The sequence below is a fragment of the Brevibacillus sp. HB1.4B genome (assembly GCF_013284285.1).
Taxonomy (GTDB): domain Bacteria; phylum Bacillota; class Bacilli; order Brevibacillales; family Brevibacillaceae; genus Brevibacillus; species Brevibacillus porteri.
The window spans coordinates 491,691-514,840 of sequence record NZ_JABSUT010000004.1 but is presented as its reverse complement, the minus strand read 5'-3'; the positions used below and the strand labels follow the sequence as shown (position 1 = coordinate 514,840).

Annotated in this window: 25 protein-coding genes, 1 riboswitch and 2 other annotated features; of the genes, 8 read left to right on the top strand and 17 right to left on the bottom strand. The window is 48.2% G+C overall.

Going from position 1 to position 23,150, the window contains the following annotated elements; genetic code table 11:
* Position 1: 1 nt before the first annotated feature.
* Positions 2-292, bottom strand: a complete 291-nt coding sequence (locus tag HP398_RS13120) for an MFS transporter (RefSeq protein WP_017250140.1) — start codon at positions 290-292, stop codon at positions 2-4.
* Positions 293-451: 159 nt separating this feature from the next.
* On the opposite strand from HP398_RS13120, the gene HP398_RS13115 reads away from it, so the two are divergent.
* Both HP398_RS13115 and HP398_RS13110 read left to right on the top strand, forming a co-directional pair.
* Positions 452-1,441, top strand: a complete 990-nt coding sequence (locus HP398_RS13115) for a metal-dependent hydrolase (RefSeq protein ID WP_017250139.1) — start codon at positions 452-454, stop codon at positions 1,439-1,441.
* A gap of 142 nt (positions 1,442-1,583) precedes the next feature.
* Positions 1,584-2,129, top strand: coding sequence for a pyridoxamine 5'-phosphate oxidase family protein (locus HP398_RS13110; RefSeq protein ID WP_173622784.1), 546 nt, complete (start codon positions 1,584-1,586; stop codon positions 2,127-2,129).
* A gap of 57 nt (positions 2,130-2,186) precedes the next feature.
* On the opposite strand, the gene HP398_RS13105 is transcribed toward HP398_RS13110, so the two are convergent.
* The 4 genes from HP398_RS13105 to HP398_RS13090 all read right to left on the bottom strand — a co-directional run bounded on the left by HP398_RS13105 (position 2,187) and on the right by HP398_RS13090 (position 5,172).
* Positions 2,187-2,633, bottom strand: coding sequence for a carboxymuconolactone decarboxylase family protein (locus HP398_RS13105; protein ID WP_173622820.1), 447 nt, complete (start codon positions 2,631-2,633; stop codon positions 2,187-2,189).
* A 72-nt stretch (positions 2,634-2,705) separates the two neighbouring features.
* Positions 2,706-3,596, bottom strand: a complete 891-nt coding sequence (gene sigJ / locus HP398_RS13100) for an RNA polymerase sigma factor SigJ (RefSeq protein ID WP_173622783.1) — start codon at positions 3,594-3,596, stop codon at positions 2,706-2,708.
* Positions 3,596-4,390 carry a dioxygenase family protein gene (locus tag HP398_RS13095; protein WP_017250135.1) on the bottom strand — a complete coding sequence of 265 codons (795 nt, stop codon included), beginning with the start codon at positions 4,388-4,390 and terminating at the stop codon, positions 3,596-3,598. Before HP398_RS13095 ends, sigJ begins: the two co-directional genes overlap by 1 nt.
* 173 nt (positions 4,391-4,563) lie before the next feature.
* Entirely contained in the window at positions 4,564-5,172 is a 609-nt protein-coding gene (locus HP398_RS13090) for a superoxide dismutase (RefSeq protein ID WP_012684750.1), read from the bottom strand.
* 191 nt (positions 5,173-5,363) lie between these two features.
* Here HP398_RS13090 and HP398_RS13085 point away from each other — a divergent pair, with 191 nt between their 5' ends.
* On the top strand, positions 5,364-6,134 hold the full coding sequence (locus HP398_RS13085; protein ID WP_017250134.1) for a sulfite exporter TauE/SafE family protein: 771 nt from the start codon (positions 5,364-5,366) through the stop codon (positions 6,132-6,134).
* A gap of 564 nt (positions 6,135-6,698) precedes the next feature.
* Here the strand turns inward: HP398_RS13085 and HP398_RS13080 are convergent.
* Together HP398_RS13080 and HP398_RS13075 are read right to left on the bottom strand one after the other, a co-directional pair.
* Positions 6,699-8,243 (bottom strand): 2-isopropylmalate synthase, encoded by a 1,545-nt coding sequence (locus HP398_RS13080; RefSeq protein ID WP_017250133.1) that lies wholly within the window; start codon positions 8,241-8,243, stop codon positions 6,699-6,701.
* Between the two features lie 61 nt (positions 8,244-8,304).
* Positions 8,305-8,539 (bottom strand) — a binding site (T-box leader).
* A 41-nt stretch (positions 8,540-8,580) separates the two neighbouring features.
* Positions 8,581-8,849, bottom strand: a binding site (T-box leader).
* A gap of 81 nt (positions 8,850-8,930) precedes the next feature.
* Entirely contained in the window at positions 8,931-10,298 is a 1,368-nt protein-coding gene (locus HP398_RS13075) for an MFS transporter (protein ID WP_173622782.1), read from the bottom strand.
* 149 nt (positions 10,299-10,447) lie between these two features.
* Between HP398_RS13075 and HP398_RS13070 the strand changes: the two genes are divergently transcribed.
* Positions 10,448-11,329: a LysR family transcriptional regulator gene (locus tag HP398_RS13070; RefSeq protein ID WP_173622781.1), complete on the top strand. Its 882-nt coding sequence runs from the start codon at positions 10,448-10,450 to the stop codon at positions 11,327-11,329.
* Between the two features lie 50 nt (positions 11,330-11,379).
* Here HP398_RS13070 and HP398_RS13065 read toward each other — a convergent pair whose 3' ends face one another.
* Positions 11,380-11,559, bottom strand: a complete 180-nt coding sequence (locus tag HP398_RS13065) for a hypothetical protein (protein ID WP_017250129.1) — start codon at positions 11,557-11,559, stop codon at positions 11,380-11,382.
* 21 nt (positions 11,560-11,580) lie between these two features.
* A complete protein-coding gene (locus tag HP398_RS13060) occupies positions 11,581-11,811 on the bottom strand; it encodes a YneF family protein (protein ID WP_012684742.1) in 231 nt (76 codons plus the stop codon).
* Between the two features lie 161 nt (positions 11,812-11,972).
* Here HP398_RS13060 and HP398_RS13055 point away from each other — a divergent pair, with 161 nt between their 5' ends.
* The gene (locus HP398_RS13055; protein WP_173622780.1) at positions 11,973-12,755 is read left to right on the top strand and encodes an N-acetylmuramoyl-L-alanine amidase family protein; all 783 of its coding nucleotides are present in this window, start codon (positions 11,973-11,975) and stop codon (positions 12,753-12,755) included.
* Positions 12,756-12,769: 14 nt separating this feature from the next.
* Here HP398_RS13055 and prpE read toward each other — a convergent pair whose 3' ends face one another.
* From prpE to HP398_RS13020, 7 genes are all read right to left on the bottom strand, one after another.
* Positions 12,770-13,594: a bis(5'-nucleosyl)-tetraphosphatase PrpE gene (prpE, locus tag HP398_RS13050; protein WP_173622779.1), complete on the bottom strand. Its 825-nt coding sequence runs from the start codon at positions 13,592-13,594 to the stop codon at positions 12,770-12,772.
* A gap of 174 nt (positions 13,595-13,768) precedes the next feature.
* A complete protein-coding gene (locus HP398_RS13045) occupies positions 13,769-14,398 on the bottom strand; it encodes a response regulator (protein WP_007721557.1) in 630 nt (209 codons plus the stop codon).
* Between the two features lie 7 nt (positions 14,399-14,405).
* Positions 14,406-15,554, bottom strand: a complete 1,149-nt coding sequence (locus HP398_RS13040; RefSeq protein WP_017250125.1) for a HAMP domain-containing sensor histidine kinase — start codon at positions 15,552-15,554, stop codon at positions 14,406-14,408.
* Positions 15,555-15,567: 13 nt separating this feature from the next.
* Positions 15,568-16,458, bottom strand: a complete 891-nt coding sequence (liaF, locus tag HP398_RS13035) for a cell wall-active antibiotics response protein LiaF (protein ID WP_173622778.1) — start codon at positions 16,456-16,458, stop codon at positions 15,568-15,570.
* Between the two features lie 14 nt (positions 16,459-16,472).
* Complete coding sequence (locus HP398_RS13030; protein ID WP_017250123.1) at positions 16,473-17,051, bottom strand: class I SAM-dependent methyltransferase; 579 nt, start codon at positions 17,049-17,051, stop codon at positions 16,473-16,475.
* Between the two features lie 94 nt (positions 17,052-17,145).
* Positions 17,146-17,841, bottom strand: coding sequence for a PspA/IM30 family protein (locus HP398_RS13025; protein WP_017250122.1), 696 nt, complete (start codon positions 17,839-17,841; stop codon positions 17,146-17,148).
* 63 nt (positions 17,842-17,904) lie between these two features.
* A complete protein-coding gene (locus HP398_RS13020; RefSeq protein WP_017250121.1) occupies positions 17,905-18,309 on the bottom strand; it encodes a LiaF transmembrane domain-containing protein in 405 nt (134 codons plus the stop codon).
* A gap of 319 nt (positions 18,310-18,628) precedes the next feature.
* Positions 18,629-18,768: riboswitch (cyclic di-AMP (ydaO/yuaA leader) on the top strand.
* Between the two features lie 4 nt (positions 18,769-18,772).
* Between HP398_RS13020 and HP398_RS13015 the strand changes: the two genes are divergently transcribed.
* The 3 genes from HP398_RS13015 (at position 18,773) to HP398_RS13005 (ending at position 21,615) form a co-directional block, all read left to right on the top strand.
* Complete coding sequence (locus tag HP398_RS13015) at positions 18,773-19,294, top strand: C40 family peptidase (RefSeq protein ID WP_017250119.1); 522 nt, start codon at positions 18,773-18,775, stop codon at positions 19,292-19,294.
* Positions 19,295-19,509: 215 nt separating this feature from the next.
* Complete coding sequence (locus tag HP398_RS13010) at positions 19,510-20,229, top strand: response regulator transcription factor (protein WP_007721564.1); 720 nt, start codon at positions 19,510-19,512, stop codon at positions 20,227-20,229.
* A complete protein-coding gene (locus HP398_RS13005) occupies positions 20,230-21,615 on the top strand; it encodes a sensor histidine kinase (protein WP_173622777.1) in 1,386 nt (461 codons plus the stop codon).
* A gap of 190 nt (positions 21,616-21,805) precedes the next feature.
* On the opposite strand, the gene HP398_RS13000 is transcribed toward HP398_RS13005, so the two are convergent.
* The gene (locus tag HP398_RS13000; protein ID WP_017250116.1) at positions 21,806-23,146 is read right to left on the bottom strand and encodes a cytochrome P450; all 1,341 of its coding nucleotides are present in this window, start codon (positions 23,144-23,146) and stop codon (positions 21,806-21,808) included.
* Positions 23,147-23,150 lie beyond the last annotated feature (4 nt).

Sequence of the window (23,150 nt, the reverse complement as noted above, 5' to 3'; positions counted from 1 at the left end):
TTCATCCCAGTTCCGCGGGACGAAACGCCCACACATGCAGTTTCGCAGCTCCGCCGGAAATACAGTCGCAAAAGTCTTGGTCTGCCAAACGGTTTGCCTTGATTTCTTCGTATACGTGAACAGTCTCGACCTCAAACGTTTCAACAAACAGACCGGGCTGATCCAAGCCCTCCATTGAGCGATACTGACGTGCACCCATCGCTTCCATTCGCTCAGACATCGAGGAGAGTAATCGCAGAGCGTGACTCCGTTTTTCAGTATCCAACTTGTATTCAATGAAAACCGTTAGCATGCGACATGTTCCTCCTTTAACGATTCAACGCTTTCATCATACCTTTCCCACCTCGTGCGAACAAGCACACAAATATTTTCAGAACGGGCGGGAATTAACCTTAGGCAAACGCTATAATAAACAATAAAAGTGGAAGGAAGGGAGGAAGACAACGATTCCATGGATACAGCCACACATTTTGCCATGGGCTTTGGATTGGCCGGGCTCGCCTATCTTGATCCTGTCGTAGCTTCTACTCCGTCACTTGCAGTGGCCGTCATGATCGGTACGGTCATTGGCTCGCAGGCACCTGATTTGGATGGCTTAGTCCGCCTTCGTGGTACCGCTGCCTACATTCGCAACCACCGAGGTGTTTCTCACTCGGTTCCGGCTTTATTTCTCTGGACGGGAGCCATTTTCGTTCTCATCCAGGCCATGATGCCACAGCCCCATTGGCTGCATTTGCTCGGCTGGATATTCCTAGCCGTCTGTTTACACGTCTTCGTTGACTTGTTCAATTCCTATGGCACAAAGGGCCTGTACCCGTTTCGCGACAAATGGGTGGCTCTCAACGCCATTTTCATTTTCGATCCGTTCATTTTCGCTGCTCATCTCGTCGGCTTTATGCTATGGGCAGCAGGTGCGCATCCAGGACACGTCTTTTTATGGATATACGTGATCATTGCCGGATACTATTACTGGCGTTGTCAGGCGCAAAGACGAACGACCGAGTTGGTTCGTCAGCGAATCGGCAAAGCTGGTACCTTCACCATCATCCCTACGCTTTCCTGGACGTATTGGACCTTCGTCGCCAAGACAGACCAGCATTGGTATGTAGGTGAAGTCATTTCAGGCGACGTCGTCATCCTGGACACCTTCTCCATCAAACCGGAAAATGAGCGGATTGCGGCAGCCAAGAAAAGCTACAAAGTCCAGTCCTTCCTCGCTTTTACCCATCATGTGCATGTAGAAACAAAGGAGCGCTCCTTTGGCTATGAGGTCAAATGGATTGATCTGCGCTACCGCTCCCGTTTTCAAGGGAAAAGTCACTACATGTTCGTCGCCGTGGTCTACCTCAATTTTGATCTGACCATCCGCGATTCCTTCGTCGGTTGGATCCACCACGGAGAAGAACAGCTTACCAAAAAATTGGATTCAAAACGCTCGTAATCGACGAGACTGCCGCCCCTTCCAGTAGAGGGCGGTTATTTTTTTGTCATCTGACCCGTTCATTTTTACCAAAATTGCACCTGTTCTCCTAGTCAAATACCCATTACGATCAAAATAACAACGACAGACTGGGGGACTCGACATGATACCAATTCGTTATTCCAAGCGTACCATTACTGATCAGGAGCAAATTGACCAGTTTTTGCAAGTGGCTAAGGTCGGCCATCTCGGCTTGTCCAATGAAATCGAGCCGTACATCCTCCCTTTGAATTTTGCATGGTGGAATGGCTGTATTTATTTTCACGGCGCAGATTCTGGCAGAAAAATCGAGATGATGAATGGCAACAACCGTGTATGTTTCAGTGTTTGCGAGGAGTACGGCACAATCGCCTCACCTGTGCCTGCCCATATCGATACGGCTTACATGAGTGTGTTTATCGCTGGGACAATTGAGCGTGTTTCTGAACCTGAGGAGATGCGCGATGCGATGCAATCCATGATCGACAAGTACGTACCCGGCTACTATTCAGAAGCGTTGCCTTTGCAGCATGTCCTCAAGTATCGTTCTTCGATGGGCAGTACAACCGCCATCTTCCGGATTACGCCTACCGTGCTGACCGCCAAAGGTAATCCACTTTCCGAAGAGCAGCAGTTCTATCCAGGCAGAAAAGTCGAGATGGATGTATAGCAACGAAAAAAGACACGCTCCCTTTTCCTAAGAGCGTGTCTTTTTCTTGACTGATCTTTAGATATTATACGGAGCACTCATTCCTGTCGAAATCGCGATTCGGTTCCAGCTGTTGATCGTATTGATCGCCATAATCAAGGCAACGTACTGATTCTCGTCAAAATACTCGCGGACCTGCTGATAGAGCTCTTCCGAAACGCCGTTAGCCGTAATGACAGTGACAGCTTCTGTCAGGGCAAGGACGGCCCGCTCTGCCTCTGTGTAAACCGCGGATTCTCTCCATAGGCTGAGTAAATAAATGCGTTGCTCTGTTTCACCGAGTTTGCGTGCATCCTGTGTATGCATATCCATGCAAAAAGCGCAGCCGTTGATTTGGGAAGCACGAATTTTGATCAGCTCAATCAGTTTTTTGTCCAAGCCGCTCTCATTCACGAAATTTTCCAGCTTGAGCATGGTTTGTAACGCCTCAGGATTTGCTGCACGATGATTGAATCTAGCTTGCATCATTCATCTTTCCTCTCCACTCGAATTTGCTTTCAATCTCAAAGACGAGTGAAGCGTCCTTCTTGTGACGAATCATCCATTTTCTTTTTGCAAATGGGCAAGCTTATCTGGATTGACCATCATGTACAAGCGTGCAATGCGATCTTCTTCTTCATTCATTGTGATCTGGATGATCATTTTCAGCTGACCTTCGGAGTAGACGGCAATCCCATCTTGGCCATTGATCGAGCGAATCTGCATCGTAGCATGAGAAGCCCACCTCGGCCATACACCCATCCAGAAGGCAGTAATCCGCTCGTCTGAAAAGATGGGATGAATAGCCGCACGGACTTTCCCACCACCATCGCTGACAAACACAGCATCTTTTGTCAAAAGTCCGATCAACGACTTCGCATCTGATTGGGAAATGGCCTGCATCAGCTGTTCTACCAAGCTCGAAGTCCGATTCGACTGAGGGACGATCGCCTGATATCCTGCTTCAGCCAGCTTTTTTCTCGCAAGTCTAAACTTCTTACGACAGTTTACTTCGGTCATTTCGAGCATCGCTGCAATTTCGCTGTATTCGTAGTCGAGTGCCGTTCGGAGCACAAAAACGGCACGTAGCGTCGACGGTAGATTCTCTAAGAGAACAAGCAAGCCATACGAGACTGTTTCTTCGGCAATCACTGTTTGCAAGGGATCATTGGTTTCCGAAGCGTCCAGCATCGGCTCCGGCAGCCATTCCCCTACATACTGCTCCCGCTTCCAACGGGCTGATTTTAATAAGTCCAGACAACGATTGGTCACAGCTTTGCACAGATAGCTTTTTACATGGTGAATGTCTTGGATGTCGGTACCTGCCAGCGCAAGAAACGTATCCTGTACAATGTCCTCCGCCTCCGTTACCGAGCCAGTCATCCGGTACGCAAGGGAAAACAGTAATGATTTATACTCCCGATAAACATCCCCCATGTGCACTGTCATTATTTCGTATCACCAAACTGCCAAATGGTGTGACTGAGACTTCCATAGCGGATGCTCATATGCAGGCGCTTCGCTGTACGTTCATCGTCGGCAGCTCCCATGACGTACACAAGCGGAACAAAATGCTCGGTTCCATACGCGGGAACAGCTTTTTCGGCATGTGGAGCAAGCTCGCGGTAGTGGGCGAGATCCTCGACATTCCAGTCAGTCAATGTTGTTTGCAGCCAGTCTTCGAATTGCTCCGCCCACTCAAAGGTAGCACTATCGGACTCTCTCAGGTTCATATAGGAAAAATTATGGACGGTTCCGCCACTACCGAGGATCAGAACGTCTTTTTCGCGGAGAGGACTGAGTGCTTTACCGATCTGATATTGCTCTGTCACGGTCAGGTTCGGATTAACCGATAAGGCAACAACAGGAATATCTGCATCCGGATACATATGGCGCAGAATGACCCAATGTCCATGATCAAGTCCGCGTGTCGTGTTGAGAGCAACTGGTACGCCCGCTTCCTGAAGAAGGCGGACTGTTTCCTCCGCTATTTCTCGCTCTCCTTTTGCTGGATACTCAATCTCATACAACTCCTGCGGGAATCCGCCAAAATCGTGAATAGTCGGGAAGATATCCATCGTTCCCACCGTTTGCTCAAAAGCTTCCCAGTGAGCCGAAAACATGACGATTGCTCGCGGCTTGCGTGGGAGCAGGCTAGGCAATTGGTTCAGTGCTTCTGTATAGGCATTGTTTTCTATGGCAAGTAACGGGGCACCATGTGCAATGAAAAAAGACGGCATCATTTGCGTACACTCTCCTCTATACTTTTTAAACTTAGTTACTTTTAGTAAGCATTATATCTCATAATCACTACGGTTACAAGTGTATCCTAAATTGATGCCGTTTCTTTTCTCTGAACAAAAAAAGGCTTGCCGCTCTTAAAGAACGACAAGCCTTATGACAGGTAAAGTTACAATTACTTCGCTGCTGCGAAACGCTTGCTAACTTCATCCCAGTTTACAACATTCCAGAACGCGCCGATGTAGTCAGGGCGTTTGTTTTGGTAGTTCAGGTAGTAAGCATGCTCCCAAACGTCCAGACCAAGGATAGGTGTTTTACCTTCCATGATTGGGCTGTCTTGGTTAGGAGTAGAGCTAATTGCTACTTTTCCGCCTTCTGCAGTCAGCCAAGCCCATCCGGAACCGAAACGAGTAGTAGCTGCTTTTGCGAATTCTGCTTTGAAGTTGTCAAAGCTTCCGAAAGCCGCGTTGATTGCGTCAGCCAGTTCACCAGTTGGTGCGCCGCCGCCATTCGGGCTCATGATTTCCCAGAACAGTGTGTGGTTAGCATGGCCTCCACCGTTGTTGCGAACAGCAGTGCGGATGGACTCAGGCAGAGCATCCAGATTGCTGATCAGCTCTTCAATGCTTTTACCTTGCAGGTCAGCGTGTGCTTCCAGAGCTGCATTCAGGTTGTTAACATAAGTAGCATGGTGACGTCCGTGATGGATCTCCATGGTTTGAGCGTCGATATGTGGTTCCAAAGCGTTGTGTGCATAAGGCAATGCAGGAAGTTGATGTGCCATTGTAACATTCCTCCTCAAATTATGTAGGTCAAGCTTACGCCTTCATTATACTGTAAGCCAAACAGTTTTTCAACAAATCGGTATGCAAAGTATATTAATCTATTTATTATTTCAAAGATTTCTATCTTGAAAACAAAACCGAGCGTGCTAGACTTGGATTATTACAAACGAAGAGAATCAGGTGATATTTAGTGGAAATGGACTTATCAACGATCGTACTTCTCGCTGTCTTTGGATTCATTGCAGCATTCATCGACAGTACTGTTGGTGGTGGGGGACTCATCTCCCTCCCCGCTCTGCTCGGTCTAGGAATGCCACCGTACCTTGCTCTTGGCACGAACAAATTGGCTGGCACGATTTCATCAGCCACCAGTTCTTACACCTTTATCAAGAACGGTAAATTTGACAAGAAGCTCATGCTGATCTTATTTCCCGTCTCCCTGATCGGCGCCTATTTCGGAGCGAAAACAGTTCTGTTCGTTCCCCAGGAGTTTTTGAAGATCCTTGTCGTTATCATGATGGCACTCATTTTCGTTTACACCCTTTTCAACAAACGCTTTGGTCAAGATTCCAACTACAAAGGGCTGACCAAATTTACGCTAGGCATCGGGATTCCTTTTACCTTTTTAATCGGATTTTACGATGGATTTTTCGGGCCTGGAACCGGTTCGTTCTTTGTTTTTCTAATGGTGCTTTTGTTTGGCTATGATTTTGTGATTGCGGCCGGCAATGGCCGAATTTTGAATCTGGCCAGTAACATTTCAGCGCTTTTTGTCTTCACAATGGAGGGCAAGGTTGTCTTCATGACTGGTCTTATCATGGGGATCGCGATGCTGTTGGGCGCTAACCTTGGTGCCAAAATGGCCATCAAAACGGGGGTACGTTATGTTCGTCCATTGTTCTTGGTCGTATCCATTACCTTGATTGTGAAGATGGTATATGAGTTGATTTTTACTGGTTGATATAAAAAGACCTTCTTGCACGTTACTGTAGTGGTGGGGAGGAAACAGGAGAAAACGCTCAGCTTCTAGGGCCACCCGCTGTGGGATTGACTGCCCGACTCCATGCAAAAAGCGAAACCGCGTCCAAAGTAGTCCATTCAGGAAGTTTTTCAGAGGTGGACGCTTGAGAGCGTGTTTCGCTTTTTGCATTCCGTCTCGGTCGGTGTCCCTAAGATCTTCGCTTATTTCTCCTGTTTCCTCTACGAGCTTTCCATGCTTAAACGGGTTTTAGAAGACTTTAAATCTTCAGCAACGACAGAGAAGAATATTTCCAGACGTAGCGACTTGTGGAGTCCTACCGAGCGGAGAAGGGATTCGCGGGCAAAAGAAACGCAACGTGCCCGCGCTACGAAGTGGCTACCACTTTTGCGTTTCCCCGAGAATCCCTTCGGAGCGGGCAGTCTTAACCCCCAGCAGGACGGAGCCTGGAGCCTAGACTGGAAATATTCTTCTCCCCACTACAGCCATAAGCACGTGATGAGTCAGCCTGTAACCATCTACAGGCTGACTTTTTATGTTTGGCTCTTAGTTAGCCCCGGCTGCAACAACTTTGGCCTGATGATCACGCACCGCCTGATTGCTCGCCGCCATAAACGCCTGCGCGACCGCCATCAGTACATCTCGATGCTCGGCAACTCCTTTAAAATGACTTCCGTTAGCGCTTACCGTCACGATCGCTTCGCCTGTCGCATGTTCTCCCGACGACAATGAATACAGCTCCATGTCCGTAAACTCTACGTCGAACGGCAGTGCCTGCTTGATGCCTGCCACCAATGCCTCGACAGGTCCTTCTCCGGTGCCAGAGTATGCTTGTTCTTCTCCTGTCACATTGTTCGTAATGGTGCAGGAAGCCATACGACTTCCGGATGTGCCAGTGAGCACTTGCGCATTGACCAGTGTGAACGGCTCCAGTACCGCGTTCACGGTATGTCCTACCAGCTCAAGCAACTGATGATCCTGGACCACTTTTTGCTTGTCAGCCAGCTCTTTAAATTGGACGTACAGTGTCTCCATCTGTTCGTCGGTCATCTGTATCCCGAATTCGTTTACACGGTGCTTGATGGCATGACGACCGGAGTGCTTTCCGAGAATGATCATATTTCGAGGTACGCCCAAGCTCTCCGGGTCCATGATTTCGTATGTGCTGCGCTCTTTCAAGAGACCGTCCTGATGAATTCCCGCTTCGTGCTGAAAGGCATTGCGACCGACAATTGGTTTGTTGAAAGCAATCGGGAAGCTCATGGCACGGCTCACCTTTTGTGAAGTGGTGTAAATGTGCTCTGGTCTGATGCCAGTCTCAGCATCCAGTGCTTCTTTGCGCGTCTCAATTGCCATTACCAGCTCTTCCAAGGAGCAGTTCCCTGCTCGCTCACCGACCCCGTTGACCGTTACTTCGACTTGGGTGACCCCAGCACGAATTGCAGCCAAACTGTTTGCAACCGCGAGTCCCAGGTCATTGTGGCAGTGTGCACTGAACTCTACCTTGTCGCTGCCACGGACATTTTTCATGACACGAGTGAACATGGCTCCGTACTCTTCCGGTAGCGCATATCCAACTGTATCCGGGATGTTGATAATGGTTGCTCCTTCTTCGATCGCTGCCTCGATCATTTCAAACAGGAACTCATCTCCAGTACGGGTCGCATCCATCGGTGAAAATTCGATCCGGTCTACAAACTGTTTGCCGTACGCAATCATCTCGCGGGCGATTTTAATCACCTGCTCTCTCGACTTACGCAGTTGGAAATCCAGATGAATGCTGGAGGATGACAGGAACATGTGGAGTCTGCGACGCTCTGCCGCTTGTGTAGCTCGAACGGCTGCATCGATGTCCTCTTTCACCGCACGAGCAAAGCCACAGATTTCCACGCCGTGCACCTCTTGCGAAATACGTTGCACCGCCATGAAGTCACCAGGACTGGAGATCGGGAAGCCCGGTTCAATGACATCCACGCCGAGGTCTGCCAAATGCTTCGCTATCACGATTTTTTGCTCAGGAGAAAGAGACGCTCCTGGTGCTTGCTCTCCGTCACGCAGTGTCGTATCGAAAATATGAATTCTTTTTGCCATGGGTATTGCCTCCTCAATTTTTCGTTATTTTCTCAATAAAAAAAGCCCGACGTCTCCATATACAAGAGACGACAGGCTTTTGGCTGCCGCGGTACCACTCTCGTTGATCCCCTCTTTTTTCAAAAGAGAATCCACCTCGCTATCCCGATGACGTGGGACGATCCGTCAAGGTCTACTGTCTATATTCAACCTTGCCGCTCCCGGGTGAGATTCGAGCATTTCCTGACTGCGTCGCACCTACCCGCAGCTCTCTGGACAAGAAATTCGCTTTACTAGCTCCCGTTCTTCGCGTTTGCTCTATGTCGTTGTGAAAATCAAAAAGGCCTGCCGTCTCTATCGAAGAGACGACAGACCTTGTCTATCGCGGTACCACTCTCGTTGACCCCAGCTACTCGCCAGAAGTCCACCTCATGTACTGATCCTAGTCGATCAGCACAACCCGATCACGGAGGTTAACCGTCAGAACTTATTGCTCGATGCAGCGCTACATCTTGTTCAGTCCTGCCGCTCCCGGGCGAGCTTCACTGGCTTCTCTGACTGCGTTGCACCATCCCGCAGCTCTCTAAACAGATCAGACCACTTACTGTTCCCGTTCTTCGCGTTATTGTTATTATTGTTTGAAATTTTATTCGGTTTATTTCTGGTTGTCAATGGAGACTGGCAATAAAAATAATTTTATTAACCCAATCAATGGAGTTCTCTCACCGAGCTGCGTCCGAACTGTCTGTAATAAAGGAAGGCGAGACCCAGTATCACGAGCACTAAAGCGGAGTAAATATTGCTATAGACGGACGCTCCAGGATAGCTATTGAGCAGATTCCAGCTCACAGCAGCTCCTCCATCAATCGATTTGCCGAACAAGGTAGCTGCAAGTGCACCTGCAATAAAGTTCAGCATTGCCAACAGTCCCATACCGACGCCGATCTGTTCTTTTGGTAGAGACTGCGAGATTGCGTTTGACATCGAAATCATCATAAACGATAGTCCGACATTGCCAAAAATCAGAAAAACGGCAATGAGAAACGGAGATACTCCCGCAAAGGAAGAGAAGAGCACAAAGCTGCTCAAAAGCAACCCAGACGCTGTGTAAAATAAATACGAATTCCCTTTCTTATCTGCAAGAATCCCGGCCTTTTTCCCCAAGAACGCGGTCACAATTGCTCCCGGTACCATGACAAAGCCGATGAGTCCTGTTGCCAGGTGATTCACATTGGCCAACAACTGTGGACTAAGGAAAGCGAACGAATAGCCACTCCCTATCATCAAAAAGGCAATGAACAGCCCGAGTGAATAGCGTTTGCTCCGGAATAAGCCAGGGCGAACAAAAGGTTCTGCGGTCGTCCGAATTCTTATCAAGAACAGAACGAATGAGAGGATGCACCCCAGTGCGAGCAGCAAGCTCTGATTCGTAATAGCCAACAGAAGCAACGCAATCGTGATTGCGAGAAGCCCACCGCCGATCCAATCCATTTTGACGGCTTCCTGCTCCCCCTCCTCCAAATACTTACGGAAAAAAGGCACGGCAAAAAGCGTGAACAACGGCATGCAGAACAGCCATCTCCAATCGAGCAGACTGACCAGCAAAGAGGAAAGAACGGGACCTAATGCGCTACCGATTGCCATCCCGGTCATTGAGATCCCTAGAGCTCGCCCCCTACTCTCCGGGGGAAAATAGCGCACCGGAATAATAGAAGACGTCGCCGGAACAACCGCAGCTCCTGCTGCCTGCACAATTCTCCCAAAAAGCACCATGCCATAATTATGAGCGAAAAATCCGATAAGGGAGCCGATCGCAAACAGAATTAATCCGAATGTAAGCAAATGTTTGAGCTTGTAGGAATCGGCTAGCTTTCCATACATCACGGTTCCAACCGCATAGATTAACAAAAAGGCAGACGTCACCCAGCTTACTTGGCTAAAAGATAAATGAAATTCTGTCCTGATTTGCGGTAACACGATATTGAACATCGTAGCACTCATCACTGTAATCATGAGGGTAAACACGAGTACGCGAAGTACTTTTTCAGCAGATTGTTGTTGTGGTTCGCTTTGCATATTGGAAAGACACCTCTCGTTATCACCGATTTCTTCCCGGGAAGGTGATTGTTTGCCTTGCTAGATGTAGTTTATAATGATTTTAAAATAAACGAAAATATATCTTTTGATATGCAGTTGATATACCTGAGTATATGGAGTTGAATCGAATGGAATTGTTGCAATTGCACTATTTCCGGACAGTGGCCAAGTGGCAGCATATGACGAAAGCCGCCCAAGAGCTGCGGATTGCTCAGCCTGCTCTCAGCAAAACCATTGCTCGGTTGGAAGAGGATGTCGGGGTTCCGTTATTCGACCGCGAGCGAGGACGTATTCGGCTGAATACATTTGGGAAGGCGTATCTGGAGCGTGTAGATAAAGCACTGAACTTGTTGGAGGAAGGTCAAAAAGTCGTATCGGATCTCGCCGGAATGGAACATGGTCGTATTCATCTGGCAACGTCAACCTTGGATTTGTTATCAGAACCGTTGGGGAAGTTTCTCGCCCTCCATCCCGATGTACACTTCCAGATCACGCAAGCCAGCATCGAAGAAATGGCAACCCTCCTGGAGTCAGGCGAAGTGGATATTTGCTTCACGCATTTGCCGATCAGAGTGCCGGATGTTTTGACTACGCCCGTATTGAAAGAAGATATTCATGTAGCTGTCCCCCGCACACATCACTTAGCCAAACAAAACAGTATTCGTCTAAGTCAGCTGGCTAAAGAGTCATTTATCGGCTACAGGGAGGACTTTCCCATCCAAATGCTGTACGATCAGTTCTTTCAAAAAGCAGGGATTACCCCCAAATTCGCTTGTCGGGTAGATGATCCAGGCTCTATACAAAAGCTGGTCCGCGCAGGTCTTGGCATCGCCCTCTATGGCTGTATCAGTCGAGAGGAAGACCCTCACCTTGTCATGGTTCCGATCGAACACCCGATCTGCCAGCGACATTTTCAAATGATTCGTCACGAAAAAAGATATCTCTCCCTGGCAGCACGCAAATTCTGTGATTTTATCGTCCAGTATTTTGCTGATTCTCTTGAAAAATAAGCCCCTTCCCAAAAGAAAAAAAGCCTGGCATCATTCGCCAGGCTCTTCCCCTACTCTTGTTTTCTTTTTTTCATACGTAAAATAATGCCGTCAATGAGCAGTCCAATCCCCGCTCCGTAAAAAGGGGCCGCAAACCGAGTTCCTTCAGCAAGCGGCAGGTCTTTCAAATACACGATAAACACCCCGATTATAAAACCGATCATCGTGTAGCGCAGCCGGGTCGCCCCCATCAAACGACACTCCCTTTCACGCTACTTCCCGAATTTATTTGGCATTTTCATGTTTTTCATCGTACGGCTCATTTGTTTAAGCTGCTTTTGGTTGAGATTCATCCCCATTGAACGGGCCATGGCTTGAAGCTGCTTGTCGTCCATTTGCATGTTGGACATTTGTTTTTTCAATAAATAAGTCCCTCCATAAAATCCACCAGCGAGACCGATTAACAATGTAACAATTGGAATTACCCAGTTGTACCAAGCCATCAATACATTACCATCCTCTATACGTAATTATGAACTCTTTTATTGTACCATAGTTGAGCTATCTTCTGTAAATTGTGATTAGAAAACTTGGAAAATGAGAACACTGCCCTCAACAATATCTTTGTCTCAAGCATATTCTAATAGCAAGAGGTGAAGCAACTATGGCTCCAATTGTGATTCTGGACGCTGGACACGGTGGCAGCGATCCAGGTGGAGGAAACAACACGCAGTTTACCGAGAAAGATATGAATTTGCAAATATCGCTCTATCAATATAATCGCTTTTTGGCTCTAAATATTCCTGTCGCTATCACACGGACAACCGATGTGACTCTGACAAGTGAAGCTCGGACTGCTCTGGTTCGCAACAGCGGTGCTCGCTACTGTATAGCGAACCACATTAACTCAGGTGGCGGTCGAGGCTCCGAGGTCATTTACTCGATTTACGGGTCCCCAACCTTTCCCCAATTGATCCAGGATGCCCTGGCAGCGGAAGGGATGCCAAATCGACGCATTTTTACGCGGACACTGCCAGATAATCCTCGGCTCGATTACTACTTCATGCACCGGGAGACTGGCAGCGTAGAGACGGTTATCGTCGAGTATGGCTTTGCTGACAATGCTTTGGACGCAAATAAACTGCAACAGGATTGGCGAGATCTCGCGGAAGGGGTAGTCCGAGCATTTTGCACGTACGCCAAACTTCCCTACCAGCCCCCTACGTCTCCTACTTCTACTCCAAAACCTACTGCAGCACCGACTCTTGCTCCCACCACTTCTCCTGGAAACGGGACGGTCCCTGACTGGAAGCAGGAAGCTGTCAACTGGCTGTATGATCAAGGCTTATTAACCGACGAACAATGGCGTAAGCAGCCTGACCAGCCTCTGCCGCTCTGGGCACAGGCTGTCATCCTAAAACGTTTATTCGAAAAGCTCAAAACGTAACGTAACGTCTCCGTTTAATCGTCGGTCTTAAAACGGGTCAGCGGCGTATCCATTAAGCCCGAATAATTTCTCTTTGCTGGCACACTCACCAATTCGTCCTCTGGGTAGCGGTAGGCGGTTAACATTCCGCCGAACACACATCCTTGGTCGATGTTGATGGTGCCATTTTTTCGTTTTGGTTCTGGATGCGGATCATGTCCCCATACGATGATGGGCGAGGTCACTTTTCTCTCTTTTGCCCATTCTCTGCGGATCGGGCGTCCATCTGGTCCCGTCCCTGCCACATCGCCATATCGGCAAAACGTGTAGACCGCAGGTGAATCCATCCCTATGTAATCATCACGAATCCCCGCATGAACGGCGACTGCTACTATTTTTTCATTCCGTTTGATGATCATGTGCGAAGGAGAAGAAAATAGCAATCTGCGACTCTGCTCTCGTAGCAAAGAGGCCTTCTTCGGCCCGTATTCTTGCTGATACAGCCGAATCTCCTCTTCTACCTTTTCATCTCCATGTGCCAATGTCACTGGTCTGCCATCCAACCAGCGGGCTACTTTCCACCCATGATTACTATCCACCATCTCAGCCAGGCCTGCCGTGACATGATGGTGAAAAAATTGCAGCATTTTGATTGAGTAAGGTCCACGACTCGTGATATCACCGAGGGAAAGGAGCTTTCGGCCGTGGGGATGGCGATAGGTCCCGTCTGGGGTTTGTTCATATCCCAAGCGTTTGAGCAATTCTATAAATTCGTCGTAACAGCCGTGAACATCTCCAACGATATCCACACCATCGTCAGCCGAAAGCACCTTGGAGCGTGTTTGAGGTTTGTGCCTCATAACCCGTCCCTCCTTTCCGTAATCTCTCATTCGTTACTTACTATCTTTACCACATCTACGAAAAAAACTCACGGTTTGTATACAAGAAAACTGTTTAAACAAGTAAACGCGCGAAAGAGCCCCTATTTACCGAGGAGCTTTTTGGCGCGTTTACTTATACATGATGCTATGTGATTAGCCTAAGCTATGCGTATGCACGTAAATGGCCGCTTGCGTGCGATCCTCCACATTAAGCTTGGCAAGAATGTTACTCACATGAGTCTTGACCGTTTTGATCCCGATAATCAGCTCATCTGCAATCTCCTGGTTGGACTTGCCCTGACCGATCAGCTTCAAAACCTCCAACTCGCGGGGTGTCAGTTGCTCATGGGGATGGGACTCTTGACCGTGACGGAAACGGGCCATGATTTTTCCTGCTACCCTCGATTCCAAAACTGGCTCACCCGCCGCAGCAGAGCGGATTGCCTTTGCAATCTCGGCTGCACGCGAAGTCTTCAGCAAGTAGCTGAATGCCCCCGCTTCAATGACCGGATATACCTTTTCGTCATCAATAAAGCTGGTCAAGACGATAACCTTACTGGATGGACAGCTTTCACGAATACGCCGAGTCGCTTCCACACCGCCGATGCCTTCCATAACTAAATCCATCAAAACGACATCCGGGCGCAGTTCTTGCGTCATCCGCACCCCTTCTTCTCCACTGCCTGCCTCTGCTACGACTTCAATATCGTCCTCTGTAGACAAATAAGCAGCCAGACCCATCCGAACCATTTCGTGATCATCTACCAGTAGTACCCGAATCACCTAGCCTTCACCCTTCCCGTTCCGTCTGTGACATTAGAGGAATACGGACCTCAATTTGCGTCCCCTTCCCAATTGCCGAGTAAATCTCCATGGAGCCTCCGACCTCTGCTACGCGCTCTTGCATGCTGCGCAAACCGTAGGACGTCATTTTCTCCCCATCCGGATCAAAACCAACACCGTCATCCGTTACTCGCAGGCGGACCTGCTCTTGCAGCGTAAACAGCTTCACTGTAATCTGGGTAGCTCTGGCATGCCGCAATGTATTGGACAAGGACTCCTGCAAAATACGGAACAAATGATCCTCAATTCCACTCGGCAAGCCTTCGACGTCTTCGATCTCCCAAGAAAGCTGCATGGTATTTTTACGCGTCAGCTCATCTAAAAGTTCCAGAATGGCTTCCTTCAATGACTTGTTTTGTAACGTAGCCGGGCGAAGATGCAAGAGCAATGCCCTCATCTCCGCTTGTGCTGCTGCTGCCATCTCTTCGACCAATTCAATCTGTTGTGCTGCACGTTGCGGATTTTTTTCTACAAGCCGTTTCATCGCCGCAGTCGTCATCGCGATGGCGAACAGCTGCTGACTGACTGCATCATGCAGTTCTCTCGCCAATCTCTGTCGCTCCTCTGTTACCGCTGCATGCTTCAATTGTTCTGCGAGAGCCGCATTGTGGTTCGACAGCCGCTGCAAAGATGCCACTTGCTCTTCCCATTGTGAAGCCAAGCGATTGATCTGCCATCCTAATTCGCCGACTTCATCGACGCCCAATTCTGGAACCCGATACGACAGCATCCCGCGCCCAAGCTTCATGGCAGCTTCCCACAATACACTGAGTCTCTTTTTCAACAAATTGCCAATGATATAGGAAATGATCAATGCCACTAAGACACCTGCAGGCAAAGAGACAACAAAAGCAGCAAGCTGAATCAAGCCCTCTGGATCGGCAGGCAGATTGATGCCTATATATTCTTGAAGCCACCACATGAAGTTGCGGTCGCTAATCATTTCGTTGTACCACCGATGAATCCCGGGGTGATCTCTCCATAAAAAGTATAGCCAAAAGAAACAAATAAACGCGGCAGTAATTGCACTGACGGCCAGTAACATGCCATAGCGCACGTATTGCCACTGAATACTTGCCAATCGCTGTCGACGCATCCGCCAGTACCTCCTAGATGTACTTGACTTTTATATCGCCGACAAGCAGCGAGATATGCAAGTTTACTTTTTGCAATGCTTCATCATACTGATCTGAACGAATCTTAACACTGCGATTGATACCTCCCTGACGGTGGCTTAGCACCTCCAGGTCACCAATACTCAACCCTGCCGTTACCGATACAGGAAGATCCACAGGGACATAAATCGTCACATCGCCTATCCAGCCCTCTACGACAAGAACTGCCTCATCCCGCATCAGCACTGCCCGGGAAAGATCAATCACAACATCCCCGATTCCATGCCAGACATGCAAGTGATTCAGTTCAAAACGCCCCGAGGTCAGGTGATAATCTCCAATCAGAGAACTGCGGGAATCTTTTGGCAACGTGTCGTCAGGTGATGAAGACATTCTTTCGTGATGTGGAATTTTGCCACCAACATGCTTCCATTTGTTCCAGCTGTCTATCCAAGGGCGCTCCTCCGTGGAAACCTTCACGTCACTCGGAATACTCGCATCACTTGTCACAATCGTCTCCGCAGCAGATGAGGTCCCCGTATCACCCAATGGTTGATTCACACGGTGATCTCGTCTGCTGTTCTTACCCCGAATCAACTGAAACCCGAAATAAATAAACACGATTGGCACTGCAATCTGGAACAAATCATCAACCCCGACACCAAACCACATATCCATCGCGATGATGGTCCCCAGAGAGAATAGAATCCCTCCGCCAATCCGATTTTTCTGCCCCCACAAACGAAGGCCGAAATAAATAAGCACCATCGGCCACAAATCAAACAGACCGAACGAAATGATACCCAAACTGTCTAATAAAAGGCCGATTCCCGTAAAAATAATCAGGATACCAGCCAACATTTTGTGCAAACGGGACAGTTTCACAAAAGTCTCCTCTCTCACGCCCCATGCTGATCGTTTTCACTTTGACCATTACGACATGTATAGATGAATGCAGGCGGAATGTTCAACAGGGTAAAGTCGATCTTGACCCAGGGAAAACGACCCTGCAACTCAGCTTGGAGTTGTAGCGAATATTGGAATGTAATAAACAGGCCCCCTGGCTTCAGTACAGATTGAACTTCGTCCAGAATTGCTGCCCGCAGCTCTTGTGGAAAATTGGCGAATGGCAGACCTGAGATAATAACATCTGCACCTGCAAGGTTCTGCTCCTCCAAGTAAGACCTAAGTTTAGTCGCTTCCTCCCTGATAGGAAGATCGGGAAAACGTGATTGAAGCATAGAGCGAAAATGGGGATCTCGTTCCACAAGCACGTAATGTGTGCCGGGACGCAAGCGCTGATAGATCGTTTGGGTAAATGCCCCTGTACCAGGTCCCAGCTCCAGGATCACATCGGTTGAAGCCCAATCGACGTTTTTCAACATTTGCTCACATAAAAAACGAGAGCTGGGGATTATACTACCGACGCGTCCAGGCTCAGCGATAAACCGCCGCAAAAAGACCAAGAAGTCCTGCAAGAATCGTACCTCCTAGGGGAAAAGCAGCCTGATGTACACAGGCTGCCGAATTGACACAATCTATTCTACACCTAGTCCCCCAGTTCCTGTCGAATTAGGATTGTACTGGTTTGGCTACCGGTGTTTTTACTTCATTAATGGATGCTTTGATGCTGGCAAGTTCTGCATCGAGATCATCCTTTTCCAGTTCAGACAAAGCGTTCTCCCAAGCGCGGTTCGTTTGGCTCCATTGTCCACTCATTTGCGCTTCTGCTTCCATGCGCATCACTTTTTCTTCCATGCGGGCGAAGCCACGGCCTGCGGACTGATTGCCGATACCGACAACTGCTTGATTGACTTGCTTTTGTGTACGAGCTACTTGTGCACGTGCCATCAGTGTGAACCTTTTCGCACGCATTTTATAGAACTCTTCCTTCAGCTCAGCCAGCTTCTCACGCATTTGCGAAGCTGCCTCGGATGCTGACAGGTAAAGACCTTCGTATTCAGCTGCACGGCCTTCGTACTGCTTCTTGTCAGCGAGTGCTCGACGAGCCAACTCGTCTTCTCCCTCAGTCAAGGCGAGCTTGACTTGACGATCGCGTTTTTCAATCAGAGCATTGGCTTCATCCAATTGCTGGCGGAATTTCTTTTCCAGTGCAACCTGACGGGCAACCGCTACTTCAACTTGTCCGATTTCTACTTCCATGTCACGCATATATTGATTCAGCATTACTACTGGATCTTCCATCGAATCCAATGCATCATTCACCGAAGCTACTGTCAGGTCACGCAAACGTTTAAAGATACTCATTATTTTTTCCTCCTCATCATATCACATCATATTGTTCATCCAAAAGACTCTTGCGACGTAGCGTTATTGTTGTCTTCGTGTTACATGTTTCTCCCAAGTGTCTAGCGTATCTTCCTTTAATACTTTTTGGGCCCATTCACGCTCCCAAGTAGGTGGAGCTTGCTTTGGTTCTTGACTGGGACGCAGTAAGCGATATCCCAGATAAATTACCCCAATGGCCAGAAGCGCGTGAAACAGTAGGTCAAGCTTGCCAATCAGCATCAGGAACCCGAATAGAAAGACGAGGATTCCCCAAAAGCGTGAACCGGTTTGTCCCATAATCTTTTTGGCACCGTATATCATGATCACACCGGGAATGATGAACCCGAGCAAGTCTCCGATATCGATACCCACCAGATCTAGAAGAACCAACCCACCGACTAGCAGCAGAACCAGCCCGAGTAGAACTTTGCCAGACCGTTCGCTCATTACTCGCTTACCTCCATTCGTTTTGCATGTGGTGCTTGTGGAACGTTATGCCCTTATTGTAGCCCTCGGTATAGGCTTCCCATAACGGGCGTGCGGTTGGTTTTTCCCTCCGCCCTTGGACGGAGACAATTTCCTGCCCTAATCGGACGAGCTGTCGCGCAAGGCAGAACAAGCCTGCGTCGAAAGGCGGCTTGCTCTGTCGAGCGAAAACGTTACAGCATTTGACGGTAATTTTGTGACGAATATGTGAACTAACGGATGAAAAAGAAGGAAAAAAAGGACTGGCGTAGAATCTTCGTAAGAGTGCGTGTAAAAAAACATCGAAAAATAGCCGAATTCCGCTTGGCGGAAACGGGGGAACCACGTTTTTGGGGTGAATGGTTGCTACTCCTAGCAGCCTAGGGCGTCCTTTCGACCGAACCCTTCAGCTAACCTCGTAGGCTCACGAAGGGAGCAGTTTCTTTTGCGCAAGGTGGTTTTATCTTTATTTATGGCTGGAATGCTTGCTATGGGGGCAGGCGCTGCACAGGCTGCTGAGGAGAATTCTCTCAATGAAGTAGTCAGCGACTTGTACGGTACCCCTTACAAATCTTCCGGCTCGTCCAAAAAGGGCTTTGACTGCTCCGGTTTCACGCGCTACGTATTTGATGCGTTAGGTGTAGACCTGCCTCACAATTCTGCTTCCCAGTACGAATTAGGTACAGAGGTAGCCAGAAAAGATTTGCAGCCAGGCGATCTCGTGTTCTTTAATACGAACGGTCGCAGCATTTCTCACGTGGGTATCTACATTGGAGACGGCACATTCGTGCACTCGGAATCTGGTCGTGGAGTCGTCAACACCAAGTTGAACGATCCATACTACTGGAGCAAACGTTATGTAGGCGCTAAGCGTCTCAGTGCTCCTGTTCTAGCGAAAGCAGAAACTCCGAAAAAGGTAAAAGCGGTGCAAGCTGCATCGTTGCCGGAAAAACCAGCTCAAAAATAGTCGTTCGGCAAAATAATAAAAAGCCAGGGACACAATGTCTCTGGCTTTTTCTGACGAAATTTAGTACCTGGTCTAAAGAGGTACCCTTACATATTAGAACAACTTAATAACTTACGGGGTTTCTTCCCCTGATGAGGTCAAAGCATGTTATGATAGACAAGACCCATTCTTTGAATGGTATTCCTTATTAATAGAAGTAACTGGGGGTTGTTCCGGTGAAAGATCACATTTTAATTGTCGATGACAATCTGGAGATTATTGAACTGCTAGAAGACATTTTGGAGAACGAGGGCTTCACCGTTTCCTCCGCAGAGAGTGGAGAAGATGCTCTCTCCCTGCTCAGCCAAGGAGAGCGACCTAACCTGATCCTTTTGGATATTATGATGCCCAACATGAGTGGCTACGAGCTCTGCTCTCAGATTCGCCGTGAGTGGGATTTGCCTATACTGTTTCTCAGTGCAAAAGGAAAAGCGGTAGATAAGGTAGTCGGCTTCGAAATCGGCGCAGACGATTACATCACGAAGCCTTTTGATACAGAAGAACTGCTCGCTCGCATTCGTGCCCACCTGCGTCGCTATGAGCGCATTCGCAAGCATACGGAAGAGCAGCCTGAGAAGGAAACAGCCTCTTCTCCGATTACCGTTTTGAAATTCAAGGACCTAGAAATTCATAAAGAAACGTATTCCGTTTATGTATGTAATCAAAAGATTGAGCTCTCTACAAAAGAATTTCAACTGCTCACATTCCTCGCAGAAAATGCGGGCATCGTCTTTACAAGAGAGCAAATCTATGACCGTGTCTGGGGATATGGTTATGGCTCGCTCAATACAGTGACCGTCCATATCAAAAACCTCCGGGAAAAGCTGGAAACAGAGCGTCAGTTTATTAAAACACAATGGGGGACAGGCTACGTATTTATCGGGGAGAAGCTTTAAATGAGCTTACGTAATAAAATTTTTCTCTCCTTCATTTCCTTGATCACACTCAACATCTTGTTGTTTAAATTTGTTTTTCAAGACATTATTGTCGCTCAACTCAAAAATGATCGGCATAATCAGTATCAGGCTGAGAAGGAAGCCGCAGAGAAGGTCATGCTCAATCAACTGCTTCTCGTCAGTAATTTCAAGGACCCAATCGAACGTTTGGAGCTTGAGAAGCAGTTGCCAGACGACGTGATGTACCGCATGCTCGTGAAGGATGCCAATGGAAACACCATCTACAGCAAAACATCGCGCGCCTATAATTTGAAAATGCCTTCTCCCTCCTCATCAAACCGTGGCGATTCTTCCAAGCAAAATGACCTCAAAGTGGTAGCTGAGTACCACTTTCAGCAGGAGCCACCGCGTACAGGGGAGATCGTTGTTTATTTCTACACAGATGATTACGACATGATGGCTACGACAGGGGTTTCCATGATGCTCTGGTTTATTTACGGAAGCATTAGTCTGGTGGGATTGGTTCTGCTCGCTTTGTTCGTTCGCTGGATACTACGGCCTGTGAACGAATTATCGCGCGTCACCCAAGAAATCCAGGAAGGGAAACGGTTAGTGACATTTACGTATCGCTCGCATGATGAATTTGGGCAACTCTTTCGATATTTCGGGGATATGGTTGATGAGCTTCGCTTAGCGGAAGAAAGACAGGCCGAAATGATTGCGTCGATCGCCCACGACTTCCGCACACCTCTCACCACGATCAAAGGGTATGCGTCATATATCGGCTCCGGTCGTGTGACGGATATGACCAAAATACAGAAACAGATGAGCAAAATCGAGCTAAAAACGACGGACTTGGAAAAGCTGCTCGATGAATTGCAGGACTTCACCGCCCAAAGCTCCGAAGTCCGACTCAACATTAATCGTATTCATGTCAAAAGCTTCTTGAGAGGAATCATTGAGGACTATTTGCCGAGGATTAAAGAGGCAGGCCTCACCTTTCACTGGAAGCTTCGTATCTCTAATGAACTACACATCGAAGCGGATGAGACCAAGCTGCGACGTGTCATGGAAAACCTGTTGAACAACGCCATTCACTACAACAAACCAGATGGCTCCATTTACCTTACATGTGATCAGCGAGAAGGACATGTCCTTTTTACTGTGATCGACAAAGGAGAAGGAATCGCCTCTGAAGACTTGCCGAAGATTTTTACCAAGTTTTATCGGGCGGAAAAATCACGAAATCGCAACAGTGGCGGTACGGGCTTAGGCTTGACGATTTGCAAAAGCATCGTCCGGCTTCACGGCGGAGATTTGATGGTAAACAGTGAACTGGGAATGGGAAGCAGTTTCTCCTTCACCATCCCCTTCTTCCACGGGTAGCTTTCACAAGCTACCCTTACTTTATATAGATTTATTCTCAGTTAATTATTTCTTTATATTTTACTAGTAAAATAATTTTTGTAAGCATGTTGCTTTCAGTGATAAATAACCCCCAGTTCGGTATCTGACACAATCGGCGAAACCGTAGTGACAAGATGCCTCTTTTTTTGCCCTCTATTTCCATTTTTTTCTATCTCTTCTCCAAACGCATCGGCAATCCGTTCTTTGGACGCAAGGTGACCAACGGCTCGGGTTCCACTTCCTGATTTGGTTCAGCCAGTCGTAGTCGATATCGCTGCGCGATGGTTGCCAATAGCAAAGCTGCCTCCATCAAAGCAAAGTTGTTCCCGATACAAACACGCGGCCCACCGCCAAACGGGAAATAAGCATAAGCTGGATTTCTTTTTAAAAGGTCGCTGTCAAAACGCTCTGGAATGAATTGTTCAGGCTGCTCATAATAGCGTGGGTTACGGTGCATGACATATTGGCTCATCATCAGTGTTTCACCTGGCTTGTACGTTTGACCGCCGATCTCCACCTCTTCTACCACTTCCCGGTTGATCGTCCAGGCTGCTGGATAGAGCCTCAGCGTTTCCTGTACAATGAGATTCGTATACTTCAGCTGGGGTAGGTCCTCTACTGTCGGCAGCTTTTCACACAGCACGGTTGACAGCTCGTCATGCAGTTTTTTCTCCACCTCGGGATAGGTAGCCAGCAAATAAAAAATCCACGACATGGTATTCGCAGTCGTCTCATGACCAGCTACAAAAATGGTCATGACCTCGTCGCGCACCTGCTCATCTGTCATTCCTTCCCCATCATCTTCATCACGCGCAGCCAAAAGCATCCCCAACAAGTCCTTGTGCTCTTCTCCTTCGCTATTACGACGAGCTTCGATCAAGGAGTAGATCGTTTTGTCCAGCAGCTCACTCGACTCCAGGAACTCCCGATTGCTTTTAGTAGGTACGGACAAAGGAATGTCGATAAAAGAGGAGCCTTTATTGGCCACGTATTTCAAACCGACATCGATGGCATGCCCAATCTGATCGGCACCTTCCTTGACGGTTTTGCCAAACATAGTCTCCGTAATGATCGCAAGAGTTACTTTCATCATGTCCGAGTGAATATCGCGCAGCTCCCCGGTTTTCCAATCCGACATAAGATCAACTGCTTGCCGGACCATCACCTCTCCGTAGCTGGCGATACGTTCTCGATGAAAAGCTGGCTGCATAAGCCGTCGTTGTCGTAGATGCTTTTTTCCTTCACTGGTGAGAATTCCATCCCCTACGACAGGTCGTGCCGACTGCAATGCTTTTCCTTTTCGAAAATGCGCCTGCTTGCTGACCAAAACCTCTTTGATATGATCCGGATTCGTTAACAGGTAAACATGGCGGGAAGGACCAAAGCGAAAATGGACGACTTCTCCATGCTCTTCTACAGCGTCGCGGATGAACTGAAGCGGCGATCGGCGAAATGCCATCAAGTTCCCTGAGATTGGAAGGCCTTTTGGGCCGGTGATCGTGATATTCATGTGT